This window comes from Paenibacillus sp. FSL L8-0708 (genome assembly GCF_038009325.1).
GTDB lineage: Bacteria > Bacillota > Bacilli > Paenibacillales > Paenibacillaceae > Paenibacillus_AQ > Paenibacillus_AQ odorifer.
This window is the reverse complement of record NZ_JBBPBC010000001.1, coordinates 4,471,959-4,489,374: the sequence shown is the minus strand read 5'-3', so window position 1 is coordinate 4,489,374 and position 17,416 is coordinate 4,471,959. Positions and strand designations below refer to the sequence as shown.

16 protein-coding genes are annotated in these 17,416 nt (G+C 44.2%); 7 read left to right on the top strand and 9 right to left on the bottom strand.

What is annotated here, in order from left to right; genetic code table 11:
• Positions 1-74 precede the first annotated feature (74 nt).
• The 5 genes from NYE58_RS21630 to NYE58_RS21610 form a co-directional block, all read right to left on the bottom strand.
• Positions 75-893 (bottom strand): ABC transporter permease, encoded by an 819-nt coding sequence (locus tag NYE58_RS21630; RefSeq protein WP_076219894.1) that lies wholly within the window; start codon positions 891-893, stop codon positions 75-77.
• Positions 890-1,909 (bottom strand): ABC transporter ATP-binding protein, encoded by a 1,020-nt coding sequence (locus NYE58_RS21625; RefSeq protein ID WP_445671768.1) that lies wholly within the window; start codon positions 1,907-1,909, stop codon positions 890-892. The genes NYE58_RS21630 and NYE58_RS21625 overlap by 4 nt, the downstream gene beginning before the upstream one ends.
• Positions 1,910-1,930: 21 nt before the next feature.
• Positions 1,931-2,728, bottom strand: a complete 798-nt coding sequence (locus NYE58_RS21620) for an ABC transporter permease (protein ID WP_341003002.1) — start codon at positions 2,726-2,728, stop codon at positions 1,931-1,933.
• A 24-nt stretch (positions 2,729-2,752) separates the two neighbouring features.
• Positions 2,753-3,790, bottom strand: coding sequence for an ArsR/SmtB family transcription factor (locus NYE58_RS21615; protein ID WP_341003001.1), 1,038 nt, complete (start codon positions 3,788-3,790; stop codon positions 2,753-2,755).
• Positions 3,791-4,293: 503 nt separating this feature from the next.
• Complete coding sequence (locus tag NYE58_RS21610; RefSeq protein ID WP_341004287.1) at positions 4,294-4,812, bottom strand: MogA/MoaB family molybdenum cofactor biosynthesis protein; 519 nt, start codon at positions 4,810-4,812, stop codon at positions 4,294-4,296.
• 165 nt (positions 4,813-4,977) lie between these two features.
• On the opposite strand from NYE58_RS21610, the gene NYE58_RS21605 reads away from it, so the two are divergent.
• From NYE58_RS21605 to NYE58_RS21585, 5 genes are all read left to right on the top strand, one after another.
• Positions 4,978-5,997: a CobW family GTP-binding protein gene (locus tag NYE58_RS21605; RefSeq protein WP_076128306.1), complete on the top strand. Its 1,020-nt coding sequence runs from the start codon at positions 4,978-4,980 to the stop codon at positions 5,995-5,997.
• Between the two features lie 91 nt (positions 5,998-6,088).
• Complete coding sequence (locus tag NYE58_RS21600; RefSeq protein WP_036688030.1) at positions 6,089-6,436, top strand: four-helix bundle copper-binding protein; 348 nt, start codon at positions 6,089-6,091, stop codon at positions 6,434-6,436.
• A gap of 251 nt (positions 6,437-6,687) precedes the next feature.
• Positions 6,688-7,632 (top strand): ABC transporter ATP-binding protein, encoded by a 945-nt coding sequence (locus NYE58_RS21595; protein ID WP_341002999.1) that lies wholly within the window; start codon positions 6,688-6,690, stop codon positions 7,630-7,632.
• 14 nt (positions 7,633-7,646) lie between these two features.
• Complete coding sequence (locus tag NYE58_RS21590; RefSeq protein WP_076219223.1) at positions 7,647-8,360, top strand: hypothetical protein; 714 nt, start codon at positions 7,647-7,649, stop codon at positions 8,358-8,360.
• Positions 8,361-8,404: 44 nt separating this feature from the next.
• Entirely contained in the window at positions 8,405-8,869 is a 465-nt protein-coding gene (locus NYE58_RS21585) for a hypothetical protein (protein ID WP_038571625.1), read from the top strand.
• On the opposite strand, the gene NYE58_RS21580 is transcribed toward NYE58_RS21585, so the two are convergent.
• From NYE58_RS21580 to NYE58_RS21570, 3 genes are all read right to left on the bottom strand, one after another.
• Positions 8,861-10,099 (bottom strand): winged helix-turn-helix domain-containing protein, encoded by a 1,239-nt coding sequence (locus NYE58_RS21580; RefSeq protein WP_076219222.1) that lies wholly within the window; start codon positions 10,097-10,099, stop codon positions 8,861-8,863. The two genes, NYE58_RS21585 and NYE58_RS21580, sit on opposite strands and share 9 nt — an antisense overlap.
• A 108-nt stretch (positions 10,100-10,207) precedes the next feature.
• Positions 10,208-12,295 (bottom strand): ABC transporter ATP-binding protein, encoded by a 2,088-nt coding sequence (locus tag NYE58_RS21575; protein WP_076219221.1) that lies wholly within the window; start codon positions 12,293-12,295, stop codon positions 10,208-10,210.
• A gap of 58 nt (positions 12,296-12,353) precedes the next feature.
• Complete coding sequence (locus NYE58_RS21570) at positions 12,354-14,102, bottom strand: ABC transporter ATP-binding protein (protein ID WP_076184456.1); 1,749 nt, start codon at positions 14,100-14,102, stop codon at positions 12,354-12,356.
• Between the two features lie 493 nt (positions 14,103-14,595).
• Between NYE58_RS21570 and NYE58_RS21565 the strand changes: the two genes are divergently transcribed.
• A complete protein-coding gene (locus NYE58_RS21565; RefSeq protein ID WP_036688019.1) occupies positions 14,596-14,913 on the top strand; it encodes a HesB/YadR/YfhF family protein in 318 nt (105 codons plus the stop codon).
• 112 nt (positions 14,914-15,025) lie between these two features.
• On the opposite strand, the gene NYE58_RS21560 is transcribed toward NYE58_RS21565, so the two are convergent.
• On the bottom strand, positions 15,026-15,541 hold the full coding sequence (locus tag NYE58_RS21560) for a hypothetical protein (RefSeq protein ID WP_038571616.1): 516 nt from the start codon (positions 15,539-15,541) through the stop codon (positions 15,026-15,028).
• Positions 15,542-15,663: 122 nt separating this feature from the next.
• Here NYE58_RS21560 and NYE58_RS21555 point away from each other — a divergent pair, with 122 nt between their 5' ends.
• Positions 15,664-17,412, top strand: a complete 1,749-nt coding sequence (locus NYE58_RS21555) for an ABC transporter ATP-binding protein (RefSeq protein WP_076213460.1) — start codon at positions 15,664-15,666, stop codon at positions 17,410-17,412.
• Positions 17,413-17,416: the final 4 nt, after the last annotated feature.

Genomic DNA, 17,416 nt, shown 5'->3' with positions numbered 1-17,416 from the left:
ACTTTTGAAAAAGCTAAAAAACCAGCAAATAACGTCTCTTAGGTCCTATGTGTTAAAGACTTGGTCATTTACAGTTAGAATAAAGTCCAGTTTCCTTTTACTCTTGCATGTTGCTCTGCTCTAACCAGAAGATAGCGGGTACAAATGACAAGACAAGCACTACCTACGATTAAAGCGCCGAGAGCCCACCACCAGCTAGTACCGATATTATCGTATAACGCCCCGCGCACAAGAACCAGACTATATGTGAGTGGAAACAGAAGGGATAAACCCGTTGCCCATGCTGGGAATACTGCTGGTGGAATACGAACCCCGCCAAACAGCTCCATTGGTGCTTGAAAGATGTAATAGAGTAGCCCTGAATCCCTTGAGAAGAGAGATATCGCACACAGCAAAGCTCCCCATATAACCGCTGATATCATGATAAGTATTAATACAGGTATTAAGGCGCCCCAGTTAACAGTCGTTACGTCCGCAAGAAAAATGAAAGTCAGAATGGAGAAGCAAGCGAACATCCATATTCCGTGAAATAGTGAATATACGGAACGTCCATACAGGAAGGCCATTTTTGACGCTGGCGTTAGGAACACTACCTCAAGTGTGCCCCCTTTGCGTTCTTGTTCGAATAACCATGCGGCTTGCACAACCGTCCAGTATAACTGAAAGACGAGATATCCGCTCAGCAAAAAAAGGGGAATCCGTCCATCTGGTATTACTTTTGAGAGTGCTGATCCTGCTCCGGTTCTAAAGGGCTGCATAGTAAAGTAGGTGGTTAAAAAGGTGAGCGCCGGCCAGAGTAGAAGTGAAAAAAACACTGCGCGTCCCTTAACTCTATTTCGATGCTGCTTAGTGATCTCCGCGCTAAGGGTAAACCATAAGCTATGTAAGTTCATGATACCCTTCCTTCCGAAAGGAGGATAATCGCATCCTCCAAAGTAGGTTTTTCGGATGCGAAGCTTTTAATGCTAAGCCCCTGCTCAGTAGTCCATGGCAGGAGCTTTGTAATGATTCTATCAGCCGAAGGTGTCTTTACAGAAATGCGCTGCAGTTCATCATTTTGAAGTTCTAGTTTTTCTGTTGCGCAGACACCCATTAATTCCGCAGGCTGAGTAAATGTTCGTAGATGCTCTAGTAGCTTGGGACGAAGTGATTCATGCCAGCCTGTAACCTCTAAATGAGCAGTTTGCGAGCCTGCAACCTGATGGACAATCCGCTCAGGTTTGTCACAGAGCAGAAGCTCGCCTCGATTCAGTACATAAACTCGGTCACAAAGTTCTTCGACCTCCTGTAAATAATGGCTGGTCAGAAGGATACCTTTTCCACTGTCCAGTGCAAGCTTTCTTATCGTAATGCGAAGCTGTCTCGCAATGGGGGCATCTAGGCCAAGTGTGGGCTCATCTAGAAATAAGTATTGTGGATCGTTGATAAGTCCGCGGGCGATTTGCAGCCGTTGCTTCATCCCTTTAGAATATTGTTCAACGGGTTGGTCAGCAGCTTGGGTCAAACCTACTTCCTCCAGAAGACGTTCTGCTTCTCTAGCGATGTGAGGGCTGTTCATTCCATAGAGTTTACCGAAGTATTCAAGATTCTCTCTCCCAGTGAGCCGCCAGTACAACATTCGTTCTCCTCCGGCGATCATATTTACTTTTTGCTGAATGGCCTGTCGATTCTTGTGTAGTAACATTCCATCGACTTCAATACTGCCGGAGGTTGGCTCTAGGAGAGTAGAAAGCATACGTATTGTAGTGGTTTTTCCAGCGCCATTTAGACCGAGGAGACCTACGATTTCCCCCGCAGCGATATCTAAAGATAGTGATTTCACTGCTGTCACTGATCTTTTTTCCGAACGGAACCAGCTCAGTTTATGTTTGCTCTCGTAAATCTTAGTAACTTCATGCATATTAATCAATGGTTTCACTCCTCCAAGGTTTTAGAATCGTTCGAACAACCCGCGCTCTATGCGCCGGTTTGTCCATTGACCAACCGTTATGTATACAACACTAAGCAGTATGATTGGCCATATGCCAGGTAATCGTATTGCTTCTCCAGTTAGCAGCGAGCCTCGAAGGAGTTGTAGCGCATAGGTCAATGGGAAAATCTCACCTATAGCCTGCAAGTAGTCAGGCAAGTATTGCCTTGGAAACTGAAATCCACACAGTAGAGCAGTTAGCGTAAATAGAGTATTTTGCACAATGAAGGTGTCCCTTGTATAAAGCATAATGCTTCCTAGCACCAGCGCCATCGCATAACACGATAGTAAAAATAGCAAAATTCCCACGAAGACAGATAGGAAGTCAACAGAGGGGAGTCGAAGTCCTGCTAAAAGGCCAAAGAAGAGAACTACCAGCAATTCCGCCCCACTTCGATACAACTGCTGGACTGCGTTTCCTAGAAAATAACCGCTCCGGCTTGAAGGGGAGAGCAACAGTGCCTCAAGTGTACCTTCTCTCCATTCGGTAATAAGTGCCCTGGATACGTTCATCATCATACTAACGGAAAATATACTGAGCATACCTCCAATAATTACATAGGTCAGATAGTCCTCACTGCCACTATAGATAGCAAATTTTGAATCTATATCCCCTTTGATTAGATACACATAAGAAAAATAAGAGATGATGACTAGATAAACTCCATCAATAATGTGCCCGAATGTAAAGGTCCAGGGAAAGGCTCTAAGATTAGATTTTTGGTTTCTTTTTAGGGTTGCGATAGCGATATGCCACATATGTACTCACACCTTTCATTAACCTCATTGTTCAAGGTACTGCCTTTGCAGGATGAGCAGATTATCAAAGACTTCTTTGTTCACTGAATAAAATAAATAATTCCCTTTTCGCTGTGATTGGGTAAATCCTGCTTCACTTAGTTGTTTTAGCTGTTTAGAGACCGCAGCTTCAGAAATACCCAATATTGGCGCAAGCTGCTTGGTACAATGCGGCCCTTTCCACAGCAGTTTCAGAATTCGCATCCGCGTATCATCACTTAAAGCTTTGAGTTGGCGCAACAGGTCACTCGGCGGTCCCTCACTAAAGGCAAGACCGGGAACATCCACCGTGAGAGGCAAAAATAAAGTGTCTTCGAACCAGCCAACAAGCAGATGCGGAAATATGAATGTAGAAGGAAAAACGTACACTTGTCCAAGCTGGTCATAAGGAAAGTAATACGTTACAGCCTTTTGTACTGTCAGAGTCCCGTTCTCTGAGAGGAGGCGTGGGTGGAGCGTATTTAATGCCTTTTCCGGGGAACGACTGGCTAAGTATTGAAACTGAGCGGCTGAGATGTTCATAAATGGTTCAATATAGTCCCATTCCTGCCCGAAATAATCATGTTCGTATGTAATTAATGTTGAGATTAAGAGCTTGCGAACACTAGCCAGATTGTTTATCAGGTACTTCACGTTTCCACTCAACTTCATCAGCGAACGTTTGCTTTCCGATTCATTCAGCCATTCGACTATGGTACTTAGTGCAATTTCTTGATTCATAAATAGATACACTAGCTCTGCATCCGGAAGTTTTTTGAGTAGGGTGATTCCTTGATTGCAAGAAATAGGGACACCCATACGGTCCGGTAAATCTAGCAGAGCGATCCAACGTTCTGACAACTGCCCAAGTGTGTGGATGTTCTCCTGTAGAGCAAGAGGCATTCTTTTCTTGAGCACCTTAGCCCATTGTAATCTTGTTGGATGGTGTTCTGGTTGATGGAAGACATGCAGACTGCATAATAACTCATGAAAAGGACTGACGACCGTTTTGATCTTTCGATTTAAAGTTTGGAGTGAGCTCATCTCTTTCCTTTCCGATTAACTGTTTGGTTAATCAAAAACCACTTTCGCGTAAAGTGTTCAAAATTATAGGGGGAATGGTCAAGATTGTCAAATCTTTTATGCAGAAAAAAGCGAGAGCACATCCCCATGCATTGGACATGGATGTTTCTCTCACTTATAGGATTCTTTTAATAGAGTTATGAAGTAGAGTTTTATCTTCTGCCTCTAGGCATCATGGAGTTATCGCACATGATATCTTTAACAGAATAGGTGTAGCAATGGCGAGGAACTGGGACACAGTGATGGCGTCTAACGATTTCTACCGGGTGAATAACATTCACAACTTGAGGGTGGTAATAATCTTGATAAACCACCTTAGGTGGGTCAGTGACAGTTTGGGCCGGACATTTTGGACATTCTTCTGACATTTCCTTCAGCTCCTTTGTGTGTGAACTTACCGTATTATACGCACAGAACAAAGGTATGCTTGGTTATTTGTCTAGTTTATAAAAAAATGGGTGGGATTATTGTTTGTATATCTCTCGCATTACATGACGAAGCTCCGGGATAATTAGCCGTTCCATAGCCAATTTAACGGCTCCAGTGGAGCCGGGCATAGAAAAAATAGCTGTGTTGCCAATCGTACCTGCAATTGCTCGACTAAGGATTGCCGCCGAACCTATATCCTCTGTGTAGCTTAACATTCGAAAAATCTCACCGAAGCCCGGCAGCGTTTTATCCAGCAAGGATGAAACAGCTTCGTAGGTGGTATCACGGGGAGAAATTCCTGTTCCACCCGTGAGCAGCACGGCTTCAACTCCAATGTGATCAGCGTTTTTATAAAGTAGTTCACGAATGTCTTGATAGTTGTCTTTAATAATGGTGCGCTCTATAACTTCATAACCGGCAGCTTCGAGCATGGATTGGATTAATGCTCCACCGGTATCCGTTTCGGTAGTTCTGGTGTCTGAGATGGTAATGATATAGCAGGAAACGGATTGTGGTGCTTCCTTCCGATGTTCTTCAACGGATGACAATGAGATCAGCTCCTAAATTAGAGATGTTCTCATGATAGGGTATGGGGGAAGCAAAGACAAGTTTCGTTATCCAGCGCTAATCTTTTGAGGATATAGGGGTGCCGCTTGCGTGCTTTGGCATCATGTAGTAAACTCGCTACCATACCCGTAATTTGCAAGGAGCGATGAATCATGGAACAGGTTGTACCTGTGTATATATTGTCAGGATTTCTGGGAAGCGGCAAAACTACCCTGCTGCAGCGCCTGCTGGAACATTGGAAAGATCAGGGCTTACGCCCGGCAGTAGTGATGAATGAGCTGGGTGAAGTGAATCTGGATGGGCTGCTGGTTGAGCAAACCGTTCCTATGGCAGAGCTGCTCGGCGGCTGTATCTGCTGTTCTATTCGAGGGGATCTCAGCACAGAGCTAACAACTCTTATCAAGAAGGAATCACCGGATGTTGTTGTTATTGAGGCCACAGGTGCGGCGAACCCGCTGGAAATTGTAGATGGCGTAACCGAAACTTCACTGTATCAAAAAGTAGAGCTGAAAAGCTTGATCACCGTCGTTGACGCCGCGCATCTGCTCGAATTGTACCGTGCGCAGCAGGGCGCAACCTATCGACTGATGCAGGAGCAAATTCGCTGCGCCTCTGTTTTGATTCTGAATAAAACTGACCGTGTCTCAGCAGATGAAGCGGAAGAGATCACAACCGTTCTGCGAAAATGGAATTCTTATGCACCGATTATGCCAGCGGAGCGTTGTGAGATCGACACAGAGGAGCTCCTGCGTAGCGCAGGTGGAGTTCTTACGGATACACAGCTTGAAGAGAGCGACAGCGAAAGCCATGTGCATGAGGAAGCTCTGCAATCTTCAGGAGCCACCCACGCTTCCCACGATCACGTGATGGCATACACACATTACTTCAAACGACCTGTCAACAGCGAGACCTTTGAACAGTTCGTCAAGGAGCTTCCGCGTGATGTTTATAGGGCTAAAGGCATTGTGACCTTTAATGACACCTCCAGTCGCTTTCTTTTTCAATATGCTTACCGTGAAGCTGATTTTATGAAAATCACACCTCAAGGTGAAGTGCCAGACGTAGCTGTATTTATCGGGGAACATTTCTCATCCAGTGAGTTACGCACGAAGCTGCTGGAGATGGAAGGACGTATTTTAGTTCGGCCTGGAACGATCAAAAGAAGCCTGTAATCCGTTCTGCTTCAGAAGAAGCTGTGGTTCATTCCTAATCTTGTAGGTTAATAGTAAGGCATACCATTAAAAATGCAGGAGGTTGAAGGCTATGACCCGAATTCAATATCAGGAGTGCATTGACGCTTGTCTCGAAAGTATGAATGCCTGTAACTACAGCTATGTCTCAAGCCTAAAAGAATATGATCTTGCATCTCTTCGTGAGAGCATGCGGCTCGATCGTGAATGTGCGGATATTTGTTCTTATGCCATTCAAGCAATGACCCGTCAAAGTCCGTTTGTATCTGGAATTTTAAAACTATGTGCAGAAATATGTGAAGCATGCGCGGATGAGAGCAGCAAGCATATACATAATCACTGCCAAGAATGTATTAATGCCTGCCGTAAAGCTGCAGAGGCATGCCGTTTGATTAGCGATGCTGTTGAGGTATATGCGTAAATCGTATAACTTAACTCTCATATATGAACTAATAGCCAGATTGTTGCTGTAGAAATATAGCAATAGTCTGGTTTTTTATATCCAGGTCTGTTTGATTCATGCTATTGGTAGAAAAAAAGGGGAGAAATATTGGATTGAAAGTAAATTTTAGAAAGGGCTGCTATGGCAGTTCTTTCTTTTTTTTGATTCCTAGAAGAGGAAATTCGTAGGGAACCGGAGAATTAACAGTAGATATGAAGGGAGAATGTTAAGTGGCGAACTTAGTAGATCGTAACTTTGCCGGCGGTAGTATAGGTGTTGCTACTTCCCTAATTGAATTAGAGCAGATCAGTAAACAGTATGGACGCCGACCCGTATTGGAGGATGTATCGTTCACTATTGAAAAGGGAACTGTAACTGCTCTGATCGGACGAAACGGATCCGGCAAAAGTACCCTGTTGTCAATCTTAGCTGGACTTGTCCACATTTCCTCAGGAAAGCTGAGTTGTAAGGGTCCAAATCTGAGAATTGGTTATGCACCTGAGATGTTTCCAGGGTTGAAGCTGACCCCAGAACAGTACTTGCGAAGTATGGGTCAGATTAGCGGCCTTGCGCCAGTCCTGATCGAACAGGAGCTAACAACGTTATTTCAACTTTTTAAACTGGAGCACTTTCGCAAGCAGTCGATGCTAAATTTCTCCAAAGGAATGCTGCAAAAAATTAATTTGATTCAAAGCTTGTTGGGAAGTCCCTCGTTGCTGCTTCTTGATGAACCTATGTCGGGCCTTGATCTCCCCTCAATGAATAAGTTAGCTGATCTTCTCATCGTTTTGAGAAATAAGGGGACTGCTATAGTCTTCTCTGTACATGAACCCCAATGGATTGAATTGCTTGCGGATCAGGTTCATGTGATACATGAAGGGAAAATTGTAAAGTCAATTCAGGGGTCAGAGAAGCTAAACATAAAACCCTCTACATACATACTATTGTCTAATCTGTCGATTCAGAAACTGCAGCAATTGAAGGAAATGGCAGGTTTCATTTCAATAAATACTTTTAAGGATAGTTGTAACATAGAACGTACGGCGTTGACAGTAACAAGTTCAGAATCAGATACTTTTTTGCGGGTTATCTTGGAGTCGGGTGGTTCAATACAATCGGTAGAACCTCGCGGAGGATCGCATGACTTAGAAAAATGGATGAATCCTAGGAGTTGAACAGGGGGTCTTACGTGTATCCGTTTATCGTTTACATGCTGCGAAGTTATACTCGATCTCAGCGTTATTTCGGCCCGTTAGCAGGGATTGTGATTGCAGTCTTGATATTGTATTCTTATAAGCCCAATCCAGTTATGAATAGCTATGCCGCTACAGCAGTAATGCTCTTTATAAGCTGCGCTTGGATGAGTCTTAGTTTTTTGAATCATGAGCACGCTGTTCATCGGCAGATTGCAGTTGTTCACATGCGAAGTGCGGCTAAACATAGTACAGGTGGTATCTTAACGCTTGCATTTCTAACGCTGCTGCTAGATCTATTGATTGTCCTTTATCCTTGGGTAACGGGTCATTTTGCAGAATCACCCGGGGTATATCGGTTAATTCTCGCGCTCATAGGACATGGATTATTGGGTATGCTTGGTGTGGCTATTGCCCTATTCTTTCAATCTTCTTGGGTTCAAAAAGGCAGTCATGCGACAGGTATGTTGTTAGCTATCGTTATACTATCACTGGGCGGAGCACAAATCAGCGAAAGTTTGCCTGGTATATTTCATTTTTTGATCTGGTTGTTGCCGCCAGTAACTCCTGTAATGGAGGCCATGATGAAAGCTGATACATTGTCATTAGCGGAGTTGTTAGGTTCCTTTGCACAAGCATTAGTATATATAACACTGCTTATCGGTTTTTATTTGTACAGATCAAGACAGAGGGATTACAACAAAACATAACTTGTATAGATAAAAGGAACAAGGATACAGAAGTGGGGGAAAAGATGAAGGATACATATGTACCTGAGAGTGAACAATCAAAAGAGTTATTCGCCTATTTTGGACTGGCAGTTTATTATGGACAGGCCCTCGAGCAGCAGCTTACCAACTTGCTATTGCTTACTAAGCTATCACAAGGAAAAACGCCAACAGAAGCAGATCTGACAGACCTTTATCAGCGAAAACTCAGCAATTCACTCGGCCAACTCATCAAAGAAATCCAACATCATTTTCCTTTCTCGGAGCAAGAAACCGCTCAGTTGGAGGAAGTGTGGAAACAACGTAATTACATCGTTCATGATTACTTTAAAGAGCGTATACAGGAAACCTTTACGCCTGCCGGAAGGGCTAAAATGATTCGGGAGCTGAAACGTTTTAAAAATAAAGCAAGTAGACTTGAAGTTAAACTGCAAGGCTACTGCACAGAAATGTTCACGAAACTTGGATTAGAGGAGGAAAACTTATTGTAATAATCCTTCTAATCCGCAAGCTGTTACAACCTCTGGTCTAAAATGAACCGAAGAAGCTCTAACACAGCGAGAGAGTGCAGTTAAAGCTTCGCCTAATGCCGGAATCATCTCCGGTGTTAGGCTTTCTCCAGGTTCCCACCACCAATTGTTAATATTCAATGTTTGACTCTTCTTATCCATCACCGGTTCAAATCTGCCAACAAAACGATCATTATATAATATAGGCAGTACATAGTAACCATATTCTCGTTCTATTGCCGGCTTATAGACCTCCCAGCGGTAATGAAATCCGAATAATTGCCGAACCAGCTCACGTTCCCACAACAAATTATCCAGCGGAGCCAAAACAGCCGCAAATGAATCACGTGGTTGAAGCCCAGTCTCTTCGGATTCTTGCAGCATCACAGACTCCAAGGTTGGAGCATCTATACTGCGGATATAAAGCGGAACCTTAATCCCCTCGACCCAAACTTTTCTGAGACTATCCTTCTCCAGCAATCTCTGAATCGCCGCCGCACGCTCTTTGCTCTTCAGTCCGGATATGCCCAGCCATCCGTCTCCAGATTTATTCCATAACAAGCCGATACTTCCTATTCTACGTAACACATACCAATCATGAAATTGTTCTTCCGTGACATTTGGATCGGCTGAACTCAGCAGCTCTGAGGGTAACAAACGTTCAGCGAAATCATAATATCGCCGGGTATGTACACGATGGTGGACAACAATCTCTCCCCAAAAGTACATGCTTTCCATTGCAGCTCGTGATAATCTTGTCGGAGCCCAAGCCCAATCTACTTTTTCCTTTCCGTCTAAATCCAGAGAGGAGAGGGGGCCACGCTTCTGAAGCTCTTCACGAACCTGTGCTACAGCGACCATTACAGGTTCATTAGCCTGATGGTGGGAGGCAGCAGCTGTTCTTCTCCGCTTAAAATAAGGCCAATCCTCTGTACAATAAATTGACATGTTCTTGTCCCAGCCATCAACGAGCAGCCTGTCTTTATACAGAAGCTCTTGGACCAGTTCTGGCGTAAATCCCGGAATCCGTGCCTGGAGGACCAGCTCATGATTATGGCCAGCGATATTAAGGGGGTCATATTGGATGCAGCCTACGTGACGAACATAGTCATAAATACTAAGTTTTCCAGAAGGGATAGCTCCAGCAGTTAACTTTTGATGAGATAGCAGAAAAAGCCTGGCTTGTTTCTTAGTCAAATTATAAGTAAGCATCGTTTGCTCCTCCAAGGTTATGTATTAATTTCCATAATACAGAACATCTGTTCTAAGATCAAGCAGGAAAAAACCCTGAATCACAATGAAGTGACTCAGGGTTGTAAATTACATTTTCTCAAGAGAGGGTTGCAAGTTTCCGAGTGCTGGACGGTTGCTTGCGCCAGCGTTATCGCCAGAGCTGTTAGCAGCAGCACCTACTTGCAGCTGGTACATACGGAAGTATCTTCCGCCAAGCGCCATCAGTTCATCGTGGCTGCCGCGTTCTACGATCTCTCCGTGATGCAGGACTAGAATCTGATCTGCACTGCGAATCGTGGATAAGCGGTGAGCGATGATGAAAGTGGTGCGTCCTTTTTTGAGAACTTCCAGCGCATCCTGAATGACGCTTTCCGTTTCTGTATCGATGTTGGAGGTAGCTTCATCTAGAATGAGAATAGCTGGGTCAAAGGAGAGAGCTCTCGCAAAAGAAATCAATTGCCGCTGACCCGCAGATAAAGTACTTCCTTTTTCGATGACAGGTTCATCAAATCCTTGTGGAAGATGAGCGAGTAACTTATCCGCACCAACCTCACGCAAAGCACGTTCTACCCGTTCACGGGAAATTCGTTCATCCCCTAGGCTGACGTTCGAAGCAATGGTGCCCGTGAAGAGGTACGGGTCCTGCAGCACGATGCCCATGTGATTCCGCAGCCACTGCTTCGGAATATCCGTAACCTTTTGACCGTCAATCGTAATATCGCCTTTTTGTGGATCATAGAACCGGAACAGCAGATTGATGATTGAGCTTTTGCCGGAACCCGTATGACCTACAAGAGCGACAGTTTCACCCGGGCGTGCTTCAAAGGAGATATCGCGCAGGACGTAGTCTTTTTTATAAGCAAAAGATACATTCTTAAATTCCACTTTCCCTTTGTAGCGTGGCATGGAGCCGTCCGTAACATTCTCTCCAGGTTCATCCATAAGCGTAAACACACGTCCCGCAGATACCATAGAAGTATCCAGGTTCGCCAACTGGTTCACCATACCTGTGATAGGCTGGAACAAACGTCCGAGCACATCGACAAAGGCATACAGAACGCCTAAGGATACAAAGGTTGAACCAGTAATACTGCCATGTCCGAAATACCAAAGCACCATCACAAAAGAGAGACTGCGTAGTGAGTTCACCAGATTGTGGGACGTGAAAGCATTCAGATTTAACATTTTATTCTGATATTTCAAGTAATCATCGTTCAGGTTCTCAAATTCTGCACTAAGCTGCTTCTGACGGCGGAATATCCGGACGATTGACATCCCCTGAATCGATTCATTAATAATGGCGTTAATTTCACTTAGACGTGAGCGAATGATCGTATTGTATTTGGTCGCAATTTTGCGATAGAGCACGATCCACAGCACAAGAATAGGTACAATGAACAAGCTGATCAGACCCAGACGGACATCAAGTAAGAACAGAGCGATATACACGCCAGTTATATTGATAATACCGGTGCTGAAATTGGAGAGGACCGCAATGAATAGATCCTTAATCGCCTCGGTATCATTTGTAACCCGCGACACTACCTTACCAGCAGGCAAATTGTCAAAAAAATGAACGGGTAGTCGCTGGATATGCGCGTATACATCTGTCCGCAGCTTCCGGATTACCTGATTCGCCGAAGATTGCAGCCAGTAGGTTTTTCCGAATTCAGCAAAGATGGAGATTACAAGAAAAATAGCATACATTCCGACCAACTGATAGATCCCAGGAAGCTCGGGTTTGTAAAAAGCGAACAGCTCATCTGCCGAGAGCTTAACCGCGGGATAGATAACTTCGTTATCACCACGGGTGATATGCATCTCTCCATCGATGAACTTTCGTTCACCGTCAGGCTGTGTTACAGCTTCGTTAATAAAATAGAAACTTCTCCCTGCTTGAAGAACACGAATTTCTTGGCCTTTAGTTTCACCGGGCTCAAAGCGATCGCCGCGTTTGTATAAACTATTGTTATATTCAGCCGCCTTATCGGGAGACGTGGTGCTGAAATAGGGCTTCTCGATGGCCAGCATGTGATTGTCGATCATGCTTTTGGCTATAAATGGACCTGCCAGCTCTGCCGCTACCCCGATTGAAAGCAGCAGAAGGGCTGCGATAAAGGTTTTCTTTGCGGTCAATGCATATTCCAGCAGGCGTTTGCCTGTACTTTGTGTCAACCGTGACACCTCCTAAAATGTTTTGCGTAGTCGTAGCTCGTTTATTTATGGTTGTAGTTTAATCATTTGACAAGTTATTTTCGACTTGCTGCCGATCATATTGCTCACGGTACCAGCCATTCAAATCCAATAGTTCCTGATGTGTACCTCGCTCAACAATTTGTCCGTTATCCAGTACAACAATCATGTCGGCATGTTGGACGGCAGAGAGACGGTGAGTAGAGATTAATGTGGTTTTTCCGGCACGTTCATTCCGAATATTGTCGATAATCTGAGCTTCAGTACGAGCGTCAACGGCTGATAAGGCATCGTCCAGAATAAGGATATCTGGATTAGCGATAAAAGCTCTGGACAGAGAGACACGTTGCTTTTGTCCACCGGAGAGGGAAACACCACGTTCACCCACCAGAGTATCCAGACCATCGGACAATGTGCCCAGGTCGTTCTGGAAAGCGGCAGCTGTAATGGCTTGCATAATCGTATCGTCATCGGCGTTGTCTAGACCAAACTGAATGTTTTGCCGAACGGATTTGGAGAAAAGGATTTGCTCTTGTGGAACATAACCCATCCAGCTATGCAGCTGATCCAGGGAAATCTGTTGAATAGGCACACCAGAGATAAGGATTTCTCCATTACCTGTCGGATATTCGCGGAGCAATTGTTTGAGCAGTGTTGATTTCCCGCTTCCTGTACGCCCGACTACACCTAATGTCTGCCCTTGGTTCAGGGTTAAGTTTACATGGGTTAGATTGTCTATCGTCGAAGAAGGATAACGGAAAGTCACATCGTTAAGCTCGATTCGAGTAGGATGGGGAACTTGTACGGGATGGGCAGCATTTTGAACATCGGGTTTGGAGTTTAACGTCTCGTCGATACGTTCGAGGGAAGCTCCACCACGCTGCATAATGTTGATCAATTCTCCAATAGCGAACATCGGCCATACAATCATACCGAGGTACATATTAAAGGAGACTAGATCACCCAGTGTGATCTGATTGCGGAATACAAGGTAAATCCCATAAGTAAGACCAATAATGTAGCTGAGTCCGACACAGAAGCGGATGGTTGGTTCGAAGAAAGCATCGACACGAGCTACGGCCATATTTTTGTTGTAAACATCTTCAGTAATATCCGAGAAACGTTTTTCATCAAGACGCTCTTGGACATAAGCACGGATTACGCGCACACCAGAGACAGATTCGAGCACTTGGTCATTCATATCTCCGAACGCATCCTGCGCTAAGCTGTACCGATCATGAATAGCTTTACCATAAAAAATCATAGCTATTGCAATTAGGGGTAATGGTAATACTGCTGCAAGGGTCAGCTTCCAACTTACGAGAAAGCCCATCGCAAACAGCACAACCGTAAGGTAGATTGTAGAATCCACCAGTGTAAGCATCCCGAATCCTACGGTAGCTGAGACGGCTCTGATATCATTGGTTGCCCGGGCCATGAGGTCACCAGTTCTATTTTTTTCGAAGAACGAAGGTGTCATGGTCATAAGATGATTCATAAATCGGGAGCGCAGCAGGCGCTCAACAAGGTTGGAACCTCCGAAAAGTTTGTGCATCCATATGTAGGTAATCCAATAAATAACTAGCAGCAAAATAAAGATCATGCCGATATATTTGGCAAGCGATGCTGTAGTAATCGAACCGCGTACTATGTCGTCAATGGCATTGCCTAGCAGACGTGGAGGGAGTAATTCAAGAACGCCCACACCTATGAGTAATATGAGTCCAATCAGGTAACGCCTTTTTTCTCGGCGAAAAAACCAGCCGAGATCGCGAAGAACAGAGAACAAGTAAATCCCTTCCTTTCAGGTTGTAATGATTGCTTGTGATGCTGATAAAAGCGCAAGTGATTATCTCTTCAGCAAACAAAAAAGGCATATCATCCGAAAACGGACGATATGCCTGTAATTCACAGCTATCATGCGCACGGTGCGTTACAGCACCAAGCATGTGAGAGACCTTCAAGAACTAAAGTTATGCGGTCCATAAGACTCGCAAAAACTTCAGGATGGCTTAATCACTTGGGCTGCTTCGGTATTCGGTTGAGTAAAAATTCCAACAATAGTAAAATAATATGGCTGTAACTTCGTAAACACCGCGCTCACCCCTTTCATTAATTTGGTAATAACTAGAAGACGTTTAGTTATGTTCAGAGTTTATCATCCGGTTCGCGAATTTGTCAAACTTAATTTTAAATGGATTGGGAAATCATTAATTGCATAAAGTTGTTTGAATATCGACTTATTTTCGTTATGATTAGAATATACAAAGGAGCTGAGAGAAATGAACATGGAAATTAGTCAAGCAGCGGCAGCTTGGTTTAAGAGAGAATTGGACCTTAAGAATGGAGACTATATTCGTTTATTTCCCCGTTATAGCTCGGGAGGTGGACTTCACCCCGGTTTTTCGCTGGGCATTGCTACAGAAGCACCTGGGCGTCCAGCTATTCAGGTCAAACAGGATGATATTGTGTTCTATATGGAGGAGCAGGACTTATGGTATATGGAAGGTTATGACCTATCTATCGTATACTCTGAGTCAGAGGATGACATTGAATATAAGTACGAACCAAAGCCGGTATCCGGCGAAGTGCAGGTATAGTTGTCTTAATGATTGTTTATTTTAATCAGGAAAAGCCCTTGCCAAAAGGCAGGGGCTTTTCAAATGCTGTCTTTAAAATGAGGGTATTCCAGTTGGAAATACATAGGTGTTATCAGTGCAAATTGCGAGAGGTTTCTTCCTCCAGAGCGAAGTCGAAGTCGTCAATATCGTACACCTGAACTGGAACTCCACCCTCGATGATCCGTTGAATCAATTCAAATTGATCCGTTAGGATAGGTACTTTCTCACGTTGTGAGGACAGCAGAAGCTCTGTTTCGATGGGATCGAACATCTCACCGTAGACAGCGGTATCCATACTGTTAATGATGGTGATTTTGGATTGCCCGCCAAGGAGAATACCTGAGCTTTTCGCCCAAGGCACAGCTAAACAGCGGTTGATCTTCTTCGCGTTGAGCGGTTCTTCAAAATAAGCAATGAGCTCACTAATCTTCAACTTAACATGCTTGTCGTCGTCCGGACGGTTCATCAACGGATCATCGCTGTCTCGCAGTTCGTATAGTTCCATCACGGTAGTATAAGGCACTATATATTCTACAGGGCTGCTCGATACGAGAAGCTGGCCGTAAATCGCCATCATGACGGCTTCCGTCACAAATTGTCTAGACATCGTTATCCTCCTGAAGTTCGGTACTGCAATTGTACTTATGATCTAAAATTATAAAAACACTGTAGAGAGCAAAAGTCAACTGTACTTAGCAACTCACTAAAGAGAAGGGACAGAATATTCCTGTGAAGCAATGGAAATCATATTTTACTTTTGTACGACCTTATATGAAATTGATTGTGTTTACGCTGTTTATCGGCATGATCAAATTCAGTATTCCGCTAACACTGCCAATGATTCTGAAATACGTGGTCGATGACCTCCTAATGAACCCGAGCATGGGGATTGAGGAACGGGTATCACATTTGATGCTTATTTTGGGTGGTGCCTTAATTTTATTTGTTATCGTAAGAGGGCCCGTAGAGTATTATCGCCAATACTTTGCTCAGCTTATCACAAGTAAAGTGTTGTTCGATATGCGAAATAAGCTTTACAGTCATTTACAGCGGCTGTCACTGCGGTATTATCAGAATACCAAGGTGGGAGAAGCCATCTCCAGATTTATTAACGATGTTGAGCAGACCAAAAATTTGGTCGAAGTCGGCATGATGAATGTATGGCTCGACACGTTTACACTAGTTTTTGCTTTGGGATTTATGTTTTATTTAAATCCGGTGCTGGCGCTCGTGTCTATCTCGGTATTACCTTTTTACGCAATTGCAGTTAACAAATTGTATAAGCGGCTTAAGCTGTTAACGAAAGATCGTTCCCAAGCTCTGGCTGGCATTCAAGGTTATCTCCATGAACGGATTCAAGGGATATCAATCATCCGCAGCTTTACGATGGAAAAAGTGGATCAGAAGCAGTTTGAGGACATCAACGGTAACTTTCTTAAAAAAGCGATGGCGCAAACCCGCTGGAATGCTATGACCTTCGCAATTATTAATACATTAACGGATATAGCACCTCTTTTGGTCATCGGATATGGTGGTTATCAGGTCATTCATGGCAATTTGACAGTAGGTACCTTTGTAGCTTTCTTTGGCTATCTGGACCGGATGTATTCCCCGCTGCGGAGATTGATTAATTCCTCGACGGTGCTTACGCAAGCCTCTGCTTCTCTTGAACGGGTGCTTGAGCTGCTGAATGAGCCTTATGATATTGTAGACAAGCCGGGAGCAAAAGTGCTAAAGGATGCACGTGGTGAGATTGCTTTTCAGAATGTATGGTTTAAATATAACGAAGAGAATGATTGGGTCTTAAAAGATATTAATCTGAGTATTCAGCCCGGACAGACCATTGCGTTCGTAGGAATGAGCGGTGGAGGAAAGTCCTCCCTTATAAGCTTGATCCCGAGATTCTATGACATCAGTAAAGGCAGCCTCCAAATGGATGGTTATGATATACAGGAATTAACACAGGAAAGCTTGCGAAGGTCTGTCGGCATGGTCCTGCAAGATAATTTCTTATTCAGCGGATCTGTGCGTGAGAATATTTTGTTCGGTAATCCTAATGCCACGGAAGAAGAGGTCATTTCAGCAGCAAAAGCTGCCAATGCGCATGATTTTATTGAGCAGCTGCCACTGGGTTATGAGACAGAAGTGGGAGAACGTGGTGTTAAGCTATCCGGAGGACAGAAGCAGCGGGTTGCTATCGCAAGGGTATTTCTCAAGGATCCGAAGGTTCTTATATTAGACGAAGCTACTTCGGCGCTGGATCTGGAATCGGAGCATTTAATTCAACAAGCGCTGCAGTCTCTTTCTTCGGAACGTACTACACTAATTGTAGCGCATAGACTGTCAACGATTACACATGCGGATCAGATTGTCGTACTTGAGAATGGTGAAATTACTGAACGGGGTACGCATGAACAGCTGATGGCGATAGAGGGTAGTTATGCGCGATTATTTAACGTACAGCATTTAGACGCTTAATATT

Bases quoted from the DNA above. Each gene is read 5' to 3' on its own strand.
- NYE58_RS21630 (WP_076219894.1), bottom strand. From the start codon at position 893: ATGAACTTACATAGCTTATGGTTTACCCTTAGCGCGGAGATCACTAAG.
- NYE58_RS21565 (WP_036688019.1), top strand. From the start codon at position 14,596: ATGAACATGGAAATTAGTCAAGCAGCGGCAGCTTGGTTTAAGAGAGAA.
- NYE58_RS21580 (WP_076219222.1), bottom strand. From the start codon at position 10,099: ATGCTTACTTATAATTTGACTAAGAAACAAGCCAGGCTTTTTCTGCTA.
- NYE58_RS21560 (WP_038571616.1), bottom strand. From the start codon at position 15,541: ATGTCTAGACAATTTGTGACGGAAGCCGTCATGATGGCGATTTACGGC.
- NYE58_RS21620 (WP_341003002.1), bottom strand. From the start codon at position 2,728: ATGTGGCATATCGCTATCGCAACCCTAAAAAGAAACCAAAAATCTAAT.
- NYE58_RS21600 (WP_036688030.1), top strand. From the start codon at position 6,089: ATGACCCGAATTCAATATCAGGAGTGCATTGACGCTTGTCTCGAAAGT.
- NYE58_RS21585 (WP_038571625.1), top strand. From the start codon at position 8,405: ATGAAGGATACATATGTACCTGAGAGTGAACAATCAAAAGAGTTATTC.
- NYE58_RS21615 (WP_341003001.1), bottom strand. From the start codon at position 3,790: ATGAGCTCACTCCAAACTTTAAATCGAAAGATCAAAACGGTCGTCAGT.
- NYE58_RS21605 (WP_076128306.1), top strand. From the start codon at position 4,978: ATGGAACAGGTTGTACCTGTGTATATATTGTCAGGATTTCTGGGAAGC.